This window comes from Oceanibacterium hippocampi (assembly GCF_900172325.1).
GTDB lineage: Bacteria > Pseudomonadota > Alphaproteobacteria > Sneathiellales > Sneathiellaceae > Oceanibacterium > Oceanibacterium hippocampi.
Window position 1 is genome coordinate 2132631 of record NZ_FWFR01000001.1, and the last position, 18780, is coordinate 2151410.

Sequence of the window (18780 nt, forward strand, 5' to 3'; positions counted from 1 at the left end):
CGCAGGAAACCGCCATGTCGATCAAGGATATCGTCCATATCGCCCTGTTCGCCGCGATCACCGCGGCGCTCGGCGTCTTCCCGCCCTTCGTGCTGCCGCTGATCGGCGTGCCGATCACCGCCCAGTCGATGGGACCGATGCTGGCGGGCTCCATTCTCGGCGCGCGCAAGGGCGCCCTGTCGATGGCGCTCTTCCTCCTGCTGGTGGCGATCGGCCTGCCGCTGCTTGCCGGCGGCAATGGCGGGCTCGCCGTCTTCCTCGGCCCGACGGCCGGATTCCTGTTCGGCTGGGTCCTGTCAGCCGCCGTGATCGGCTGGCTCTGCCAGACATACTGGTCGCGTGCCGGCGTCGGGCATTTCGCGCTGTTCAATTTCCTGGGCGGCGTCCTGCTGCTCTATCCGATCGGCATTGCCGGGATCAGCATCGTCGCCGGGATCCCGCTCCTGCAGGCGGCGATCGCCTCGCTGGCATTCGTGCCGGGCGACCTGGTCAAGGTTGCGGTGGCGGCGATAGTGGCGACGACGGTGCGCCGGTCCTACCCGGTGATGGCCGGGGCCCATTGAACCGGGTCGCGACCGGCCCGGATCACGCCCATGATCAGTCTGGATGACGTCACGGTTCGTTTCGGCGACCGCACCGTGCTGCAGTCCGTCAGTCTCGCGATCCCGGAATTCCGGGTCGCCGTTCTCGGGCCGAACGGCTCGGGCAAGAGCACCTTCGCGAGGCTGCTCAACGGCCTGCTGCTGCCGACCGAGGGGGCGGTGCGCGTCGACGGCCTGGATACCAGGACCGACGGCCGGCGGGTGCGTCGGCAGGTCGGCTTCGTCTTCCAGAATCCCGACAACCAGATCGTCTTCCCGATCGTCGACGAGGATGTCCGCTTCGGCCTCAAGAATCTCGGTTACGGCGCGGCGGAAACCGAACGGACGGTCGCCGAAGTGCTGGAGCGGTTCGACCTCACCGCCTGTCGCCACGAGCGGACCCATACGCTGAGCGGCGGGCAGAAGCAGTTGCTGGCACTGGCGGGCGTGCTGGCGATGCGGCCCGGATACATCGTCTTCGACGAGCCCACGACGCTGCTCGACCTGCGCAACCGCAACCGTGTGATCGCGGCGATCGGCGCGCTCGAGACGCCGGCGATCGTCGTCACCCACGACCTCGACTTCGCCGCCGGCTTCGAGCGGGTGATCGTTTTCGACGAGGGCCAGATTGTCTGCGACGGGCCCGCCGGCATCGCCATCGAACATTATCGCGAGCGGATGCGTTGAGCGGGCAGGGGGCGCGGCGCCGGATCGGCGCCGGCTGGAAGATCGCCATGCTGGCCGTCTTCGCGACGGCGATCTATTTCGTCGCCTCGTTGCCCGTTCAACTCGCGCTGATCGGCGCCGTCGTCGCCCTGCACCGGCTGTCCGGGGTTCCGGCCCGACAGATGCTGGCGCCGCTCGTCTCCCTGAAATGGATTCTGCTCGTTATCGGTGTGGCGCTGCTGTTCTACGACGGCCCGCATGGCGCCGCGCGGGTCGTTCTGCGCCTGATCCTGCTGGTCCTCGCCGCCCAGCTGGTGACCGCGACGACGACCAGTTCCGAACTGGTCGATGCCTTCGTCGCCTGGCTCGAGCCGCTGCGGCGGTTCGGCGTGCGGCCGGAACGGGTCGGCCTGGCGCTCGCCATGGCACTCCGCTTCGCGCCGATGCTGGTGGAGATCGGCCGCGAGGTTGCCGACGCCCAGAAGGCGCGCGGTTGCGGACGCAGCATGGTCGCCACGGCGGTGCCGATGATCGTCCGCACGCTCAAGAGTGCCGACGAGATTGCCGATGCCATCCAGGCGCGCGGCTTCGATTCACGCGACTAGCAAGCCGGGCCGCCGCTGTTCGCGCTTTCGTCAAACAGATTGTTGACAATGCGATTGTCTCGGGTACCGTGAGACGTCGGTTTGGGAGGATTCCTGGCGTGTCGCCATTGATCGTCAACGGAGTGGTCGGCGTCGGCTTCGTGCTGGTGTTCCAGATGGCGATCATCGCAGCGGCGCAGGCCTTCCCGGTTCTTGCCCCGATCGCCGCCGGCGCGCTCGGCTTCGATCCCGACCATGTCGGCTATTTCACCATGATCGTGTTCGTCGCGGCGCTGCTCTCGTCGAACGGGACCGCCGGCCTGCTGCGCCGCTGGGGCTCGATCCGGAGCGCCGCGGTCACGCTCGTCCTGTCGGGTCTCGGACTGGCGATCCTGGCGGTCGCGGGGTCGGTGACCGGGCTCATTCTCGGCGCCCTGGTGATGGGTATCGCCTACGGCCCGGTCAATCCGGCCGGCTCGCGCCTGCTGCTGCGCGTGTCGCACGGATTCCGCCGCAACCTCGTCTTCTCGATCAAGCAGACCAGCGTCGCGATCGGCGGCGCGGCGACCGGCGTGCTGCTGCCGCTGGCGGCAATCGCCTTCGGCTGGCGCGGCGCCATGGTCGCTCTCGCGCTCGTCTGTCTCGGCGTGGCGCTGACCGCCCTGGCGGTGCGGAGCCGGCTCGGCGACGACGGCGACCCGCGCGCCTCGATCCGCTTCGAGGGGCCGATCGGGCCGGCCCGCCGGCTGCTCGCGGATCGCTCGCTGCGTTCGCTGGCGATCGCCATCCTCGCCTTCTCCTCGGCACAGTTCGGGCTGATGTCGGTTTACGTGACCTTCCTGTGGAGCCGGGCCGGCCTGTCGCCCGGCGGGGCCGCAGCGATGCTCTCGCTGATGCTCGGGATGAGCGTGATCGGCCGGCTGGTCTGGGGCTGGCTTGCCGATCTCGGCAAGCCGATCGCGATCCTTGCCGGTCTCGCGGCCAGCGGCGGCATCGGTTTCCTCGCGCTCCTGACGCTCGGGCCCGGCCAGACGCCGCTGCTCAGTGCGACGATCAGCATCCTGCTCGGCCTCGGACCGTTGAGCTGGAGCGGCGTCTTCCTGGCGGAGATCGCCCAGGAAGGGGTCTCGCGCGGCGGCGAACAGGTGGTCGTGACGATCACCGCCGGGATGATGGTCTTCGGCTACCTGGGCGGCATGATCGGACCGGGCTGTCTCAGCCTGTCGGCGGTCGCCTTCGGCTCCTACGGGCCGGGCATCGCCCTGATCGGGGCGGCGCTGGCGCTGACCGCGATCCTGCTGTTCAGACGAGGCCAGTCGATGTCGAAACAGCCACCGGAAGGACCCGCCGCATGACCGAACGCCGAACGATGATCGTGACAGGGGCCTCGCGCGGAATAGGCGCTGCGGTGGCGCTGGGCGCCGCCCGGCGGGGATGGGCCGTCGGCGTCAACTACCGGACCCAGCCGGACGAGGCGGAAGCGGTCGTCCGGTCGATCCGGAACGATGGGGGCGAGGCCGTGGCCCTGGCCGCCGATCTCGGCGATGAGGCGGCGATCGTCGCCATGTTCGAGGCGGCGGACCGGCAACTGCCGCCGCTCGGCTGCCTGGTCAACAACGCGGCCGGTGTCGCGCCGCGGCGGCTGCGGCTGACCGACCTCGACGCGGCCGCGATCAACGCGCTGCTGGCGGTCAACGTGACCGGCGCCATGGTCGCCGCGCGCGAGGCGGTGCGACGGATGGCGACGGCCGGCGGCGGTGCCGGCGGCAGCATCGTCAACGTGTCATCGCTGGCGGCCCGGCACGGCGCGCCGAATCTCTATATCCATTACGCCGCGTCGAAGGCGGCGGTCGACACCTTCACCCATGGCCTGGCGCTGGAAGTCGCGGCCGACGGGATCCGGGTGAACGCTGTCAGGCCGGGGCTGATCGACACCGAGATCCACGAGCGGGCAGGAATGGCGAGCCGGGTCGAGAAGGTCGCGCCGCGGCTGCCGATGAAGCGCGCGGGGCGGCCGGACGAGGTCGCCGACGCGATCCTCTGGCTGGCCTCGGAAGAGGCGTCCTATGTCACCGGCGCGATACTCGACGTCGGCGGCGGCGCCTAGGTCCCGCGATGGAAGATGCGCGGACCGAAACCCTGTCCCTGCGACATCAACTCGAGCTCGGTCACATCGACATGGGCGGGCATCGAGAGCGCGAACAGGATCGCCTCGGCGATGTCGTCGCCGGTGAGCGGCTCGGCGATCGGCAGCGCCCCGTCGGCCTTTGCCCGGTCGCCGTCCCAGCGCACCAGCCAGAACTCGGACTCGGTCGCGCCCGGTGCGATATAGGTCGCCCGGACGCCGGTCCCGATGAGATCCGACTTCAGATTCTTGGTGAAATTCAGCACGAAGCCCTTGGTCGCGCCATAGACGGCGCTGCCCGGCCCGTTCGCCCTTCCTGCGACCGATCCGAGATTGACGATATGGCCCTTGCGGCGCCGGACCATCGGCCCGAGGACGCGGTGCGTGCAGTAGAGCAGCCCCGAAATGTTGGTGTCTATCATCGCCTGCCAGTCGTCGAGGCTGGCGGCCTGGGACGGCCCGCGGTCGGTGCCGAGACCGGCGTTGTTGACCAGGATCGAAACCTCGCTGAACGGGGCGGGCAGTGCGTCGAAGGCGGCCTCGACCGCGGCCCGGTCGCGGATGTCCAGTTCGATCGGCAGCAGCCGTTCGCCCAGTTCCTCGCGAAGCTCCCGGAGGCGGTCGGCGCGGCGGCCGGCCGCGACGACATGCGCGCCTTCGCCCACGAGACGACGGGCGGTGGCAAGACCGATGCCCGATGTGGCGCCGGTGACGAAGGCGATTTCTCCGCGAATGGTTCTTCTCCCGGGGGAAGGCATGGAGGGTTAAACAGAGGTTGACACCGAGACATTCACATTGTCAACATTGCAACGAAATTGAGTGCAGCGCGCGCGGGCCGGACAACCGGCATGCAGGCGTAAGCCGGGTGAATCAAACACCATAATCATGGGAGGAAGATAGTATGCGTAGCGACCTTACGCGTTTTGTCAGAAATACACTCGGTGCGGTTGCCGCGGTGGCCGTACTGACGCCCTTCTCGGCGGGTGCCGAGGAGATCGTGGCGCGGCTCAGCTATCACTGGGCGCCGGCGCATCACAGCGCGATCTATTGCCAGAAATTCGCCGACCGTGTGAACGAGCGCGGCGCCGGCAAGATCCGCATCGAGACCTATCCCTCGGGACAGCTCTTCGGCATCCGCGAGATCATGGGGGCGCTGACCTCCGGCGCGGTCGAACTCGGCGGTGTCGTGGGCACGGTGAGCTTCCCGCCGGTCAACAAGAACTACAATGCCGAGGGCCTGCCGGGCGTCTTCCAGAGCTTCGATCACCTGCGCGGATTCTTCCGCGATGATCCGGCGGGCAAGGCGGTCTGGGACAATATCCTGAAGCGGACCCTGACCACTTTCGTCGCCTACAACCCGACCGGTCCGTACATGTCCTTCTCGGCGGTTCGTCCGCTCGATTCGGTGGAGGCCTTCCAGGGCCTGAAGCCGCGTTACCTGGCCGGCCTCGAGCGGCCGCGCTGGGAAGCACTCGGCGCCAGCGCGATCTCGCTGCCGACCCGCGAGGTCTATACCTCTCTGCAGAACGGCATGATCGACACGCTGTCGACTGTCCCCTCGGCGATCAAGGCCTATAGCTGGTGGGAATATCTGAAGTTCGGCCAGAAGCCGTACCAGTTCTTCGCCGACGCCTTCATCCTCGGCAATCAGCGCTGGTGGGACGGTCTGCCGGACGACGTCAAGCAGATCCTGCTCGAGGTCGGCGAGGAGATTTCCAAGGAATCGACCGAGTCGATCATGCGGTTCTCCGACGAAGTCCTTGAGGAATTCGTGAAGGAGCAAGGCGGTCGCGTCGACGAGCTGTCCGGCGAGGAACTCGCCAAGCTCGAGGCGATCGACCGCGAGAAGGTCCTGCCGGCGATCAAGGACCTCATCGACGCCGACGTCCTGAAAGCTGTCCAGGACTACGCAGCGAAGTAACGAAGATCCGGCCCTCGCCTTCGGGCGAGGGCTTTTTTCGTCGTTCGAGACGGGAGAATCCGCCTCATGCACGCCGCTCTCAACATCCTGTCGGCCGTCAACAACCGGCTGGCGCAGGTCATCGTCATCGTTGCCGCGCTGATCGTCCTTGTCATCGTCGCGGTCGTCTTCGGCGGCGTCGCGATCCGGACCGTTACCGGACACGGCTCGGCCATGGTCCAGGAACTCCCGCCGCTGCTTGTGCCCTGGCTGGTCTTTCCGCTTCTCGGCCTGCTGCTACGTTCCGATTCCCATATCGCGATCGATTTCCTGCCAGCAATCCTGCCTGACCGGTCGAAACGGATGCTGCGGATTGCGGTGGCGCTGGTATCGCTGATCGCCGGCGCGATCTTCTGCCAGGCCGGGCTCGAGGCGGTGTCGCTGTTCCAGATGACCGGGCAGGTCACCGAGATGGAGCTCGAATTCCCGATCTGGTGGATCTACCTGTCGTTTCCGGTCGGCTTCGCGATTCTCATGAGCTTTGCGCTGGAGGTGGCCCTGGCCGCTTTCCTCGGCAAGCCGGGCACCGGCGATGCCGCGCCGGCTCACAATCCAGAACTCTGAGGGGGCGGTTCGATGGTTGGTACGGCACTCGGACTCTCTCTCGTCCTGCTGTTTCTTTCCGTTCCGGTCTTCCTGGTCTTCGGGCTGGGATCCGGTCTGGTGGCGATCTTCGGGCTGAACCTGCCCTGGTCGACACTGATCCAGGTTTCGTTCGGCGCCGTCACCAAGCATGTCCTGCTGGCGATCCCGCTGTTCATCTTCGCCGGCCTGATCATGCTGAGGGCCGGCGTCGCGCGCCGTCTGGTCGCCCTGGCGATGGCCATGGTCGGCCACTGGCCGGGCGGGCTCGGCGTCGCGATGGTCCTGACCATGGGCTTCTTCGCCGCCTTCTGCGGCTCGATCCTCGCCGCGATCACCGCGGTCGGCTCGATCATGCTTCCCGAGATGAAGAAGAGCGGCTATCCGCCTGCCTTCTCGGTCGTTCTGGCCGCCTCGGCCGGACTACTCGAAGCGCTGATCCCGCCCTCCAACGCGGCGATCATCTTCTCCTCGCTGACCAACGTCCCGGTCTCCCAGACGTTCTCGGCAGGCATCCTGCCCGGCCTCGTCCTGATGGTCCTGCTGATCGTCGTCGTGATGATCCGGGGCCGCGCCTTCTCGCGCAACGAACGGGCCGGATGGGGCGCGCGTCTCGTCGCCGTCCGCCGGGCGGTGCCGAGCCTGCTCACGCCGGTGATCATTCTGGGCGGCATCTATGCCGGGCTCCTGACGCCGTCGGAAAGCGCCGCCGTCGCCGTGGTATGGGCGGCGTTTGTCGGCTTCTTCATCCATCGCGAACTCACCTTCGAGGGCGTCTGGTCGGCGCTCAAGGCGACCGCCGTGACGACCACGGTGATCTTCTCGATCATCGCGATGGCGACCTTCCTGGCCGTCGTCCTGACCTACACCCAGGCGCCGCAGCATCTGACCGCCTACCTGCTGCAATACGGGATCGGGCCGATCACCTTCCTGATCATGGTCGGGGTGATCTGTCTGGTCCTCGGGACCTTCATCGAGATCGTGCCGGTGTTTTACCTGACCGTCCCGATCTTCATGGGCATCGCGCTCACGATGGACGTCTCGATGCTGCATCTCTATGTCGTCTTCACCGCCTTTGCCGGGATCGGCCTGCTGACGCCGCCGGTCTGCGTCGGGATCTACACCGCCGCCAGCGTGGCGAATATCTCGGCCGACAAGGCGTTCCCGCAGGTGCCGCTGTTCGTCGGTGTCGGCGTGATCTACGGCGTGCTGATGATCTTCACGCCGTGGCTGGCCGAATGGCTGCCCTCCGCGCTGCACTGATGGCGCGTCTGACAAGCACCGAGGAGGGTGGCGGCATCGTCGTCGTCACCCTCGATCGCGCCGAGGCGATGAACGCCTTCGACACGCAGATGGCGCGCGAGATGCTGGAGCTGTTCGGCAATGTCCGGCGGCGGCGTGACGACCTGCGCTGCGTGGTCCTCGCCGCGGCCGGCGGCAAGGCCTTCTCGGTCGGCGCCGACCTGAAGGAGCGGGACGGCATGAGCGTCGAGGACTGGCGCCGCCAGCATGCCCTGTTCCGTGACGCCTACGATACGCTCTGGCGCTTTCCCTGGCCGATCGTCGCCGCCGTCGAAGGCTACGCGCTCGGCGGCGGCTGCGAACTCGCGCTCGCCTGCGATTTCATCATCGCCTCCGAGACGGCCTCCTTCGCGCTGCCGGAAATTCGCCTCGGGATCATGCCGGGTTGCGGCGGCACGCAACTGCTGCCCCGCGCCATGCCTGAACGCGTGGCCCGCGAACTGATCTTTACCGGCAGACGCTTCGGGGCCGCCGAGGCGCAGGCCTGGGGTATGGTCAACCGCGTCGTCGCGCCGGGCGGCGCGCTCGCCGAGGCGCTTGAATCGGCGCGGGCCATCGCCGCCAACGCGCCGCTTGCCATCCAGGGGGCGAAGCGGGCGATCGACCACGGCCTGCAGACCGATCTTTCCACGGCACTTGCCCTGGAGGTGTCGATCCACCAGCGGCTGTCGGCCAGCGACGACCGCATGGAAGGCATTGCGGCCTTCAACGGAAAACGCGCGCCACGATGGCGCAATCAATGAGAACGGGAGTTCACGGGTGAACGAGATCGTTTCCGGCGCCGGCGCAGAGGGCGCGGCACTGACCGAATGGGACGCCAAGGCACTGCTCGCCGAGTACGGCATCAGGGTGCCGGGCGGGATCCGGCTGAGCGGCCCGGACGAGGTCGACGAGGCGGCCCTCTCGGCGCTCAAACCGCCCTTCGTCTGCAAGGTTCTGAACCGCGAGGGCGCGCACAAGAGCGATTTCGGCGGCTTGCGGCTCGGCCTGTCGACGGTGGCCGAGGTCCGCGCCGCGGCCGAGGCGGTGACGCAGGCGGCTCGCAAGGCCGGACTCGCCGTCGACGGCGTGCTGGTCGAGGAGCAGGCCGATCGCGGCACCGAGCTGGTGATCGGCGGCCTGGTCGATTCCCGTTTCGGTCCCTGCGTGATGGTCGGGCTCGGCGGCATCTTCGTCGAGATCTTCCAGGACGTCGCCTTTCGCGTCGCGCCGATCACCGAGGCCGATGCCCGGGCCATGCTGTCGGAACTGAAGGCGAGCGCCATCCTCGGCGGCGCCCGGGGCGGCAAGGCGGTCGATATCGAACCCGCCGTGGCGGCCCTTCTCGCGATCGGCGGCGCCGACGGGCTGATGCTCTCGCAGGAAGGCCGGATCGCCGAGATCGACATCAATCCGCTTATCCTGAACGACGCCGGCGCCTTCGCGGCGGATGCCCGCATCATCCTGACAGGGGCCGAGGCCACGCCGCTGCCGGCGCCCGTGCCGCTCGACGAGGCGGCCACTGTGACGCGTTACGAAGCCCTGTTCCGGCCGCGCTCGATCGCCATTCTGGGCGCGTCGGCGACCGGCACCAGTTTCGGCAACGAGGTGATCCGCCACAGCCGCGCCTTCGGCTACAAGGGCAAGATCATTCCGATCCACCCCAAGGCCGACGAGGTCGAGGGACTGCCGGCCTGCCGTTCGCTCGCCGACCTGCCCGAGCCGGTCGATTTCGCCTATGTCGCGATCGGCGCCGAGGCCGCCGTCGCGGCGCTCGAGGCGGCGCCGGGCAAGGCCCGCTTCGTGCAGGTCATGTCGTCGGGCTTCGGCGAGGCGGCGGACGGCGTCGAGAACGAGCGCCGTCTGAAGCTGGCGGCCGAGAAGGGCGGGATGCGCGTGCTCGGGCCGAACTGCCTCGGCGTGCATTCGCCCCGTGGCGGCCTCACGTTCGTCGGCAACGCCTTGCCCGGCGCCGGCCCCGTCGGGATCGTCTCGCAGTCCGGCGGCCTCGCCGTCGACATGATCCTGCGCGGCCAGAACATGGGCCTGCGCTTCGCCGCCGTGTCGACGCTCGGCAACAGCGTCGACCTGAAGCCGGCCGACCTGCTGGAATTCCATCTCGCCGATCCCGAGACGAAGGTGATCGGCCTCTATCTCGAGGATGTCCGTGACGGCCGGCGCTTCGTCCAGCGGCTGGTCGAGGCGCGGGCGCGCAAGCCCGTCGTTCTCCTGGTCGGTGGACGGACCGACGCCGGGCGGCGCGCCGCCGCCTCGCATACCGGTTCGCTCGCCGCCGACAGCCGGCTCTGGGACGGCGTCGCCCGGCAGACCGGGGTGATCCTCACCGATACCCTCGACGGCTTCCTGAATGCGCTGCTCGGCTTCCAGATGCTGGTCGACGACGCGCGCGCGCCGGTCCAGCGCGTCGCCCTGTTCGGCAATGGCGGCGGGACCAGCGTGCTGGCCGCCGACGCGCTCGCCCGTGGCGGCCTGAGCGTGCCGAACGTTTCGCCGGAAACCCGCGCGCGCCTCGATGCCCTTGGCCTGCCGCCCGGGACCGGCCTCGACAATCCGATCGACACCCCGGCCGGCACCATGCGCCATCGCGATGGCGAGGTCGTCGGCGAGATCCTCGACATCCTTGTCGAGGGCGGCGAGTTCGACGCCATCGTCGTGCACGTGAACCTCACGGTCTTCGCCACGTCGAGCAACCAGAAGGTCGACGTCATCGGGAATATCGTCCGCGAGGCGGTGCGAATTCGCACGACCGTGCCGGAGGCCCCGCGACTGGCACTGGTCCTGCGTTCGGATGGCAGCGAGGTGACCGAGAATCGCAAGCGGTCGGATCGCCGGACGGCGCTCGACGCCGGTCTGGCGGTCTATGATGAACTGGTCGACGCGGCTGCCGCGCTATCGGCGCTCGCCGCCTGGGAACGCTTCCGCGCGAGCCGCTGAAATCTCCTCCCGACGGCATCCGGAAGGCAAACGCCGGACCCCGCGGGACAAGGACGGCAGCGTCTCAGCAACGTAAGACATTAGCTTTGTCAACAATCTCTATTTGTGTGTATCCTGCCAGTTGAGTTCGCGGATCGCCGACGAGGCGTAACAGCCTCCCGGTCCGCAAGGCAGGGAAGACCGGAGGGGTCATGAAGCTTGTCGAAGACAGCACCAAGCAATTGCTGAGGAGCAGGGGCCTGCCGGTGCCGGCCGGCGGGGTCGCGACCACGGCGGCGGAATGCGCCGAACTGGCGCGCGAGCTCGGCGGCGCCGTGGCGGTCAAGGCGCTGGTCGCCGCCGGGCGCCGGGGCAAGGCCGGGCTGGTGAAGCTCGCCGCCTCGCCGGACGAGGCGAAAGCTGCCGCCACCGACATTCTCGGCAAGGAGATCGCCGGCCGGCCGGTCGAACGGCTCTACGTCGAGAAGCGTCTCGATATCGCGGAGGAATTCTACGTCAGCTTCGCCTTTTCCGACCGGGCGCCGAAGATCGTCCTGTCATCCAAGGGCGGGGTCGACATCGAACATGTCTTCGAGACCGAGCCCGGGTCGGTCCTGCAGGCCGACATCGACGCCGCCCGCGGTTTGCGTCCGTGGGACGCGACCGAACTCTGGTCGCAGGCCGGCCTGACCGGCCGCACCCTGCCGACGGTCGCGCGGCTCACGGCCGAGCTGTATGCGGCCTTCGTCGCCCTCGATGCCCAGATGCTCGAAATCAATCCACTGGCCATCGACCCGGACGGCAAGCCCTGTCTGGTCGGCGCGATGATGGAGATCGACGACGACGCGCTGTTCCGCCATCCGGAGCTCGCCCACGGGCCGTCGCGGCATGCTTCGGAAAATCCGCGCGAGCGTGCCGTGCTCGAGGCGAACCGGGCCTATCCGGGCGGCGATTCCCGTTACACCGAACTCGAAGGCGATATCGGCCTGCTGGTGGCCGGCGGCGGCGCGGGACTGCTTCAGCACGACCTGATCGTCGGCATGGGCGGCAGGCCGGCAAATCACTCGGACATGAGCCCGGCGCCCGGCACCGAGAAGATGGAGGCCGTCCTCGACGCGGTGTTCACCAACCCGCGCGCCCGCAGCCTGCTCATCGGTTACAACTATCTGCAGATGGCGCCCTGCGATCATGTCGTGAAGGCGCTGGTCAAGTCGGTCGCCCGCAACAAGGTCGACGCGACCCGCTTTCCCATCGTGCTCCGGCTGTTCGGCCCGCGCGAGGCGGAGGCGCGGGCGCTCGCGGCGACGATACCCGGCATCCGCTACCTGCCGCCCGGATCGAGCCTCGAGGACGGGGCACGGACCATCGTCACCCTGACCGAGCAGGTCCGGGAGAATTCCAAGCAGGTGGCAGGACAATGAGCATTCTCATCGATGAGGAAACCCGGGTCGTGGTCCAGGGGATCACCGGGAACCAGGGGCGTTTCGACACCAAGCTCTCGCTTGCCTACGGGGTCAATATCGTCGCCGGCGTGACCCCCGGCCGCGGCGGCGAGGCGGTCGAGGGCGTGCCGGTCTTCAACACGGTGCGCCAGGCGGTCGAAAGCACCGGGGCCAACGCGGCGGTGCTCTACGTGCCGCTGCTCGGCGTCCGAGACGCGGTCATCGAATCGGTCGAGGCGGGCTGCAAGGTCCTGCTGGCGACCACCGAGAATGTCCCGCGCCACGACGCGGTCGCGGCGGTTGCCGCCGCCCGCAATGCCGGCGCCTGGCTGGTCGGCTTTAACACCAACGGCATCATCTCGCCCGGCAAGTGCAAGCTCGGCGGCATCGGCGGCGACGATCCGGACGCGGTCTATCCGGCCGGCCGCATCGGTGTCGTTTCCCGCTCGGGCGGCATGTCGGCCGAGATCTCATGGGCCCTGGCGCGCGGCGGCTACGGTGTCTCGACCGCCGTCTCCATGGGCGGCGACCGGACGACCGGGCGCTCGATGAGCGAGTATCTGGAACTCTTCGAGGCCGACCCGGACACCGACGCCATGGTGATCTATGGCGAGCCCGGGACGAGCAACGAATCGCAGGTCGGCGAGGCGATCCGCGCCGGCCGCCTGAGCAAGCCGGTGGTGGCGCTGGTTGCCGGTGCGTTCCAGGAGAACTATCCCGCCGGCGTGAGCTTCGGCCATGTCGCGGCGATGATCGGTGACAGCGCCGATACCGCCACCGCCAAGCGCCGGATGCTGCGCGACGCCGGCGCCCATGTGGTGGAGTCGCTTGACGAGATCCCGGTCCTGCTGAAAGGACTCGTTCCGCAGACGGCGGCGCCGCGCCCGTAAGGCCCTCATGTCCCGTTTCGTCAACGCCGTGGCGGGCAGCGGCCCGCGCCGTATCCGCGCCGCCCTGGTCGAGATCGCCCCGGGGCTGGCACTCACCTGCATGATCGCGGCGGCCGCGGCCTTCGTTTCGGCGACCTATGGCGGCCCGGTCATGCTGCTCGCGCTGCTGATGGGCATGGCGCTCAACTTCACCGCCGAGCAGCCGCGGGCGGCGCCCGGCATCCGCTTCGCCTCGAAGCGGGTCCTGCGCTTCGGCGTCGCCCTGCTCGGGCTTCGCATCACCTTCGGCGACGTCATGGCGCTCGGCCTCGGGACGATCGAGCTGGTCGTCGCCGGCGTGCTCCTGACCATCGCCGCCGGGATCGCCACCGCGGCCCTGCTGGGCAGCAGCCGGACCTTCGGCGTTCTGGTCGGCGGGGCGACGGCGATCTGCGGCGCCTCGGCCGCACTTGCGATCGCCTCGGTGCTGCCACAACGGAGCAGCGGCGAGAAGGAGGTGATCTTCACCGTCGTCTCGGTGACGGCGCTATCGACGCTTGCGATGATCATCTATCCGGCGCTGTTCTCGGTGCTCGGCTTCTCCCATCACGAGATCGGCATCCTGCTCGGCGCCACCATTCACGATGTCGCCCAGGTGGTCGGCGCCGGATACGCCGTGTCGGACGAGGCCGGCGATACCGCGACGATCGTCAAGCTGTTCCGGGTCGCGCTGCTGCTGCCGACCGTCTTCGTCATCTCCCTGGTCGTCGCCCGTCGCGGCCGGCGGAACGGCGGCGGCGCCTCGCTGATCCCGTTCTTCGCGCTCGGCTTCGCCGCGCTGGTGGTCGTGCGCTCGAGCGGCGTGTTGCCGGACGCGGTATTGCAGCCGCTGAGCGACCTGTCGCGCGGCTGCCTGGTTGCGGCGGTCGCGGCGATCGGTCTTTCGACGTCGATGCGCGATATCGTGAAGGTCGGCTACCGGCCGGTGGTCATGGCCGGCACGTCGACCCTGGTGCTTCTCGTCTTTTCCATGCTGGCGGTGGCCTATGCCCTCTGACGAAACGCCGGACTGGTTCCGACAGGCCCTGGCCGATAAGCCGGAGGAAATCGACCTCGCGGTCGATGGCGGCACGGTCCATGTCCTTCTGTGGGGGACGGGGCCGGGACGGCCGCTGATCCTGGTCCATGGCAACGGCGCGCACGCGCGCTGGTGGAGCTTCATCGCTCCCTCGCTGGCGAGCGGGCGGCGGGTGGCGGCGCTCGACCTCGGCGGAATGGGCGACAGCGGCGGGCGGGCGAACTATTCGCCCGACAGCTTCGCCGCCGAGCTCGAAACGCTCGCCCGCCGGCTGTGCGCCGACAGCGGGCATGACGCGGTCGATATCGCCGCCCACAGTTTCGGCGGCCTGGTCTCGACCTGGTTCACCTATCACCACCCGGCGCTGGTAAACCGCCTGGTGCTTCTCGACGTCCCGTTCCCGGTGGAACGCGGCTTCCGTCCCAATTGGCGGCGCCAGGACGGCCGCCGGTCGATCTTCCCGAGCCGGGAAGCGGCGCTCGACCGGTTCCGGCTGCTGCCCGCCCAGCCCTGCGAGAACGGCTACCTGGTCGATTACATCGCCGGCCATTCGATACGCGAGACGGCCGAAGGCTGGACCTGGAAATTCACCGCCAATCCCTGGGATTACGAGCCCTTCCAGGGGGACTTCTGGCCCCGTCTCGGCGAGGCGGCGGGCGGCCTCGCGCGGCCCCCGGTCCTGGTCCGGGGGGCGGCAAGCGCGCTTTGCACGGCGGAGATGGAGGATCGCTGGCGGGTGCTATTCGGGGACAGTGTCGAGATCGACGTCATCGAGGGCGCCCATCACCATCTCATGCTCGACCAGCCCTTGCGGCTGGCGGCCGTGCTGGCGCACCGGACCGGCCCCTGACCCGGCGACCCCGCGGACCATTTCCGAGGCGAGCTTCCGGCCGAGAACGATAGTCCGTTCATGGCTTTCCAGCATCATCCTGAGATCCCGGTGGAGCACATCGTCGGCGATCCGCGCGAGGTTTTTCCGGAGTGTCTCGACAACCGCCGACTGTCCGCGTTCGAGCAGGTCCATCCGGCGCCTTGCCGTCGTTGCCGCGACCAGCCTGTCGTGGAAATCGCCCGTCCGCCCGGTCGGGCGGCCGCCCAGGCGGATGATGTGATCGGACAACATGGCGCAGAAGCGGGCCTGGTCGTCGGCGATCGCGCGCAGGAACCGCCGCTCCCCGGGGCGGCCCGCGGCCTCGACGATGCGGACGATCCCGCGCGCACCGGCGCGCGCGCCCTCCAGCAGGCGGTTGAGCAGCGCGACGGTTTCGACCGGACCCAGGTAGCCGAGATAGGCGGGGTCGAGTTCGGGCAGGAAACAGGGCGGGGACGCGAAGGGGCGCGGTTCCTCTGAACTGTCCGGTTCGGTCTGCCGGCCTGCGGTTTCGTTTCTCTCGGTCATGCGCCGCGTTGCTACAGCCCGAGCCAGCCGAGCAGCGTCGCGAGCGCGAAGGCGAGGAGGAGGGCGGCGGCGAGTTGCCGGCGATGCTGCGTCGGACCGGCCGATGGGCGCCAGAGATCGCGCATCAGGCCGCGGCGCTGTCGCTGTACCGAGGCGCGGAGCGGGAGCGGCTGCCGGATTTGCAGGGCGCGGTCTTCCGGACGATAGCCCTGCAGGGCGAGCCGGGCCAGCCGCGCCACCGCTTCGTTGTCGCCATCGCTGCGCATGCAGCATCTGAAATGCAGGTCGGAGTGCATGTCTCGTTCTCCGCGGCCGGGGCCGCGCGGCAGTCCCGCGACATCGGAATGGCCGCTTCCTGGCACGTTATGGGGTGGCTTTACTTTAGACAAACGATAAAAAATGGATGTTGATATCGGTCTCATTGATATTAAATCAGGGACAACGTCGAGGAGCAGATTGTGGATACCGAGCTCGCGCGGACTTTCCTGAGCGTGGTGGCGAGCGGCAACTTCAGCAATGCCGCGAACGGGCTGAACGTGACGCAGTCGACGGTCAGCGCCCGCATCCATGCGCTTGAAGAACTTCTCGGCTGCCGGCTGTTCGTTCGCAACAAGGCGGGGACGACGCTGACCCATGCCGGCCGGCAGTTCCAGAAACATGCCTCGATCCTCGTCCGCACCGTCGAGCAGGCGCGCCACGACATCGGCGTGGCCAGGGGATTCCAGGCGACGCTGACAGTCGGGGGCCGGTTCGGCCTCTGGGATCATCTGCTGCTCAACTGGCTGCCGCTGATGCGCGAGCGGGCCCCCGACGTCTCGGTCCGTGCCGAGGTCGGATTCGAGGCCGAGCTGATGCAGGGGCTGGTCGAGGGGCGGATCGATATCGGCGTCATGTACACGCCGCAGAGCCGGCCGGGGCTCACGGTCGAGCCCCTGCTGGAAGAGACCCTTGTGCTGGCAGCAACGCCAGAGGGCGAGCGCGGCGGCATGGGGCCGGGTTATGTCTTCATCGACTGGGGGCCGGAATTCTATGCCCGCCACAGCGTCCTGTTTCCGGATCATCCCGGACCGGCGATCGCGGCGAATATCGGCTGGCTCGGCCTGCAGCATATTCTTTCGGCCGGCGGCTCGGGCTATTTTCCGCTGCGGGTCGTGCGCGGCCTGCTGGCCGAGGGAACCCTCGTCCGGGTCGCCGGCGCGCCCGAATTCGCCTTGCTCGCCTACATGGTCTATCCGGCCGATCCGGGCTCGGACATCATCGCGGCGGCGATCGGCGCGATGCGGGACGTGGCCGGCGCCGAAGGCGGCCGGCGAACGGACTGAATGAGGAACGGCGCGAAAGGCGCGCCGTGATCGCAAGACCTGGAGGAACCGTGTCTTTACGAGTGGGCGTGATGTCGGATCTTCACCTGGAGATCGACCGGAAACATGGCATCGCAACGGGGATCGACGCCCCCGGCCATCCGCAGATTGGGCCCGACCTGCGGCCCCTGCCGGGGCAGGTCGATCTCTGCATCCTGGCCGGGGACATCGACCGCGGCGTGGCGGCAATCGACTATGCCGACGCGGTGGCCCGGTTTCTCGCGGTGCCGACGGTCTTCATCGCTGGCAATCACGAATTCTATCACTACCGCTATCGCGAATTGCTGGCGGCCTTTCGCGAGGCGGCAGCGGCGACCGACGGTCGCGTGCGCTTCCTCGAGAACGACGAGGCGGTCTTCGATCTCGACGGCCGCCCGGTCCGGGTCCTCGGCTGCACGCTGTGGACCGATCTCGCGCTGTATGGCGCCGACGCCGCCGAGCGGCTGGTGCAGTCGGGCGATCTCCTGCGGATATACGATTACCAGCGGATCCGCCACGAAGACGACACGACGATCGGCGTGCTCGATCCGGTCGCCTGGCATCGGGACAGCGTCCACTGGCTCGAGACCCGGCTTGCCGAGCGGCCGGACGGGGGTGTGACCGTCGTCGTCACCCATCACGGCATCTCGCCGCGTTCGGTCGCGCCGCAGTTCGAGGGCAGCCCGCTCAACGCCGCCTTTACCAGCGACCTCGACGCGCTCGTGGAGCGCTCGGGCGCGGCGCTCTGGATCCACGGCCATACCCACCACGGTGTCGACTATGTTGCCGGGGCGACCAGGGTCGTGTCCTGTCCGCGCGGCTACCCGGCGGAGCGGGCGGACGATTACAGCCCCGGCCTGATCGATCTCTGATATCACCTTGCCGCCGGAAGAGTCCGTTTACGGTCAGGGTGTTGGTCGAATTGTCTCAGATGCGATATCGACTGTGCGCTGCAAGACGGCTGAACAAATTCGCCATTTCCACCCGATCAATTCGAAGAGGTTCCGGAAGTGACCGGAGCCGGATTCCGTCTTGTCAGGAAGTCGTCATATTGCTAATATCCTGTTGCCTGGATCGAAGACGTCGTGCGTCCGCGACGTGGACAGAAACGCCGGCTTGAGGAAGTCGATGTGGTCTATCCGGGTACGATAGTGACGGCAATATAGGAAGGACAGCTTCGGATCGATTACTTGGACGCCTGCTTGATGTCCTTGGAGATATCATCCAATTCGGCGCCACGCAAAAAATGCCGATCCGAAAATTCCTCTGAGAGGCGAGCCGTCACGCAGAACTGTCTCGGCTGGTGCAACAGGCGCCGGCGTGCAGAACGCACCGAGACGCCCTAGGCAAGATGGCCTCGGACGAGATTTTTTCGCGTCCCCCTGAACAACTCCTGGTAGAACATCGCGGCGCGCATCGCGAACGTGGGTCTTCCGCTGCCTGGACCCATGCCGGCGGTCGGGCGCGTACGATCGGTTCCGCTAAGGATTTTGCGGCTTGCCGCCGCCGGCGTCAGGTGATCGGCAGGTAACGCCAGACCAGCGCGAGGACGACGGCCAGCGTCAGCCAGATGGCCGCGTGGCGGAGCGCCTGGTTCATCCGGCCGCGATAGCGGTAGAGCCCCGGCAGCACCAGAATGAGGATCAGGGCGAGGGCGAGAAGCCTTGCCCAGTCATGGCCTTCCATCGCCCGGTCCTTCCTCGCCCGGGCCGTCGCCCGGCACGCCGGCGCGGTCCGGCGCCGTGCGGTCGATCACCTGCTTGATGATGACAACGCCGATCCAGAGCGCGAGCGGAACGATGAAGACATAGTCGAACAGCGGGTGATGCAGGTCGCCGCCCGTCTCCATGGTGACATAGGTCAGCCAGAGGACCGTCCCGATCAGGGCGACCCGGCTCCACGTCGTCTTGTCGCGTATGTCCCACTTCATGCTAGATAT

Annotated in this window: 21 protein-coding genes; 16 read left to right on the forward strand and 5 right to left on the reverse strand. The window is 68.0% G+C overall.

Going from position 1 to position 18780, the window contains the following annotated elements; all coding sequences use genetic code 11:
- Positions 1-14: 14 nt before the first annotated feature.
- From OCH7691_RS10130 to OCH7691_RS10150, 5 genes are all read left to right on the forward strand, one after another.
- Positions 15-563, forward strand: a complete 549-nt coding sequence (locus OCH7691_RS10130) for a biotin transporter BioY (protein ID WP_085883246.1) — start codon at positions 15-17, stop codon at positions 561-563.
- Between the two features lie 30 nt (positions 564-593).
- Positions 594-1268 carry an energy-coupling factor ABC transporter ATP-binding protein gene (locus OCH7691_RS10135; protein ID WP_085883247.1) on the forward strand — a complete coding sequence of 225 codons (675 nt, stop codon included), beginning with the start codon at positions 594-596 and terminating at the stop codon, positions 1266-1268.
- Complete coding sequence (locus OCH7691_RS10140; protein WP_085883248.1) at positions 1265-1852, forward strand: energy-coupling factor transporter transmembrane component T family protein; 588 nt, start codon at positions 1265-1267, stop codon at positions 1850-1852. The genes OCH7691_RS10135 and OCH7691_RS10140 overlap by 4 nt, the downstream gene beginning before the upstream one ends.
- Positions 1853-1950: 98 nt before the next feature.
- Positions 1951-3186 (forward strand): MFS transporter, encoded by a 1236-nt coding sequence (locus tag OCH7691_RS10145; RefSeq protein WP_139839611.1) that lies wholly within the window; start codon positions 1951-1953, stop codon positions 3184-3186.
- On the forward strand, positions 3183-3938 hold the full coding sequence (locus tag OCH7691_RS10150; RefSeq protein WP_085883250.1) for an SDR family oxidoreductase: 756 nt from the start codon (positions 3183-3185) through the stop codon (positions 3936-3938). The genes OCH7691_RS10145 and OCH7691_RS10150 overlap by 4 nt, the downstream gene beginning before the upstream one ends.
- On the opposite strand, the gene OCH7691_RS10155 is transcribed toward OCH7691_RS10150, so the two are convergent.
- Positions 3935-4714: an SDR family NAD(P)-dependent oxidoreductase gene (locus OCH7691_RS10155; protein ID WP_085883251.1), complete on the reverse strand. Its 780-nt coding sequence runs from the start codon at positions 4712-4714 to the stop codon at positions 3935-3937. The two genes, OCH7691_RS10150 and OCH7691_RS10155, sit on opposite strands and share 4 nt — an antisense overlap.
- Positions 4715-4911: 197 nt before the next feature.
- Here OCH7691_RS10155 and OCH7691_RS10160 point away from each other — a divergent pair, with 197 nt between their 5' ends.
- From OCH7691_RS10160 to OCH7691_RS10200, 9 genes are all read left to right on the forward strand, one after another.
- Positions 4912-5877 carry a TRAP transporter substrate-binding protein gene (locus OCH7691_RS10160; protein WP_176244991.1) on the forward strand — a complete coding sequence of 322 codons (966 nt, stop codon included), beginning with the start codon at positions 4912-4914 and terminating at the stop codon, positions 5875-5877.
- A gap of 66 nt (positions 5878-5943) precedes the next feature.
- Positions 5944-6480, forward strand: coding sequence for a TRAP transporter small permease (locus OCH7691_RS10165; protein WP_085883253.1), 537 nt, complete (start codon positions 5944-5946; stop codon positions 6478-6480).
- 12 nt (positions 6481-6492) lie between these two features.
- Complete coding sequence (locus OCH7691_RS10170; protein ID WP_085883254.1) at positions 6493-7761, forward strand: TRAP transporter large permease; 1269 nt, start codon at positions 6493-6495, stop codon at positions 7759-7761.
- Positions 7761-8543, forward strand: a complete 783-nt coding sequence (locus tag OCH7691_RS10175) for an enoyl-CoA hydratase/isomerase family protein (protein ID WP_085883599.1) — start codon at positions 7761-7763, stop codon at positions 8541-8543. The genes OCH7691_RS10170 and OCH7691_RS10175 overlap by 1 nt, the downstream gene beginning before the upstream one ends.
- A gap of 16 nt (positions 8544-8559) precedes the next feature.
- Complete coding sequence (locus OCH7691_RS10180; RefSeq protein ID WP_176244992.1) at positions 8560-10734, forward strand: acetate--CoA ligase family protein; 2175 nt, start codon at positions 8560-8562, stop codon at positions 10732-10734.
- A 191-nt stretch (positions 10735-10925) separates the two neighbouring features.
- The gene (locus OCH7691_RS10185; RefSeq protein ID WP_085883256.1) at positions 10926-12134 is read left to right on the forward strand and encodes an ATP-grasp domain-containing protein; all 1209 of its coding nucleotides are present in this window, start codon (positions 10926-10928) and stop codon (positions 12132-12134) included.
- Positions 12131-13045, forward strand: a complete 915-nt coding sequence (locus OCH7691_RS10190; protein ID WP_085883257.1) for a succinate--CoA ligase subunit alpha — start codon at positions 12131-12133, stop codon at positions 13043-13045. Before OCH7691_RS10185 ends, OCH7691_RS10190 begins: the two co-directional genes overlap by 4 nt.
- 7 nt (positions 13046-13052) lie before the next feature.
- Positions 13053-14081 (forward strand): YeiH family protein, encoded by a 1029-nt coding sequence (locus tag OCH7691_RS10195; RefSeq protein WP_085883258.1) that lies wholly within the window; start codon positions 13053-13055, stop codon positions 14079-14081.
- Positions 14071-14952: an alpha/beta fold hydrolase gene (locus tag OCH7691_RS10200; protein WP_085883259.1), complete on the forward strand. Its 882-nt coding sequence runs from the start codon at positions 14071-14073 to the stop codon at positions 14950-14952. Before OCH7691_RS10195 ends, OCH7691_RS10200 begins: the two co-directional genes overlap by 11 nt.
- Here OCH7691_RS10200 and OCH7691_RS22920 read toward each other — a convergent pair.
- Positions 14842-15501 (reverse strand): DUF6306 domain-containing protein, encoded by a 660-nt coding sequence (locus OCH7691_RS22920; RefSeq protein WP_139839613.1) that lies wholly within the window; start codon positions 15499-15501, stop codon positions 14842-14844. The genes OCH7691_RS10200 and OCH7691_RS22920 overlap by 111 nt on opposite strands.
- Before the next feature lie 11 nt (positions 15502-15512).
- Entirely contained in the window at positions 15513-15797 is a 285-nt protein-coding gene (locus OCH7691_RS10210) for a hypothetical protein (protein ID WP_085883261.1), read from the reverse strand.
- A 162-nt stretch (positions 15798-15959) separates the two neighbouring features.
- On the opposite strand from OCH7691_RS10210, the gene OCH7691_RS10215 reads away from it, so the two are divergent.
- Both OCH7691_RS10215 and OCH7691_RS10220 read left to right on the forward strand, forming a co-directional pair.
- The gene (locus tag OCH7691_RS10215) at positions 15960-16823 is read left to right on the forward strand and encodes a LysR family transcriptional regulator (RefSeq protein ID WP_085883262.1); all 864 of its coding nucleotides are present in this window, start codon (positions 15960-15962) and stop codon (positions 16821-16823) included.
- Positions 16824-16891: 68 nt separating this feature from the next.
- Complete coding sequence (locus tag OCH7691_RS10220; protein ID WP_281251909.1) at positions 16892-17713, forward strand: metallophosphoesterase; 822 nt, start codon at positions 16892-16894, stop codon at positions 17711-17713.
- Between the two features lie 640 nt (positions 17714-18353).
- Here OCH7691_RS10220 and OCH7691_RS23245 read toward each other — a convergent pair.
- Both OCH7691_RS23245 and OCH7691_RS10225 read right to left on the reverse strand, forming a co-directional pair.
- Positions 18354-18527, reverse strand: coding sequence for a hypothetical protein (locus OCH7691_RS23245; protein WP_176244993.1), 174 nt, complete (start codon positions 18525-18527; stop codon positions 18354-18356).
- Positions 18514-18771: a hypothetical protein gene (locus OCH7691_RS10225; RefSeq protein WP_085883264.1), complete on the reverse strand. Its 258-nt coding sequence runs from the start codon at positions 18769-18771 to the stop codon at positions 18514-18516. Before OCH7691_RS10225 ends, OCH7691_RS23245 begins: the two co-directional genes overlap by 14 nt.
- Positions 18772-18780: the final 9 nt, after the last annotated feature.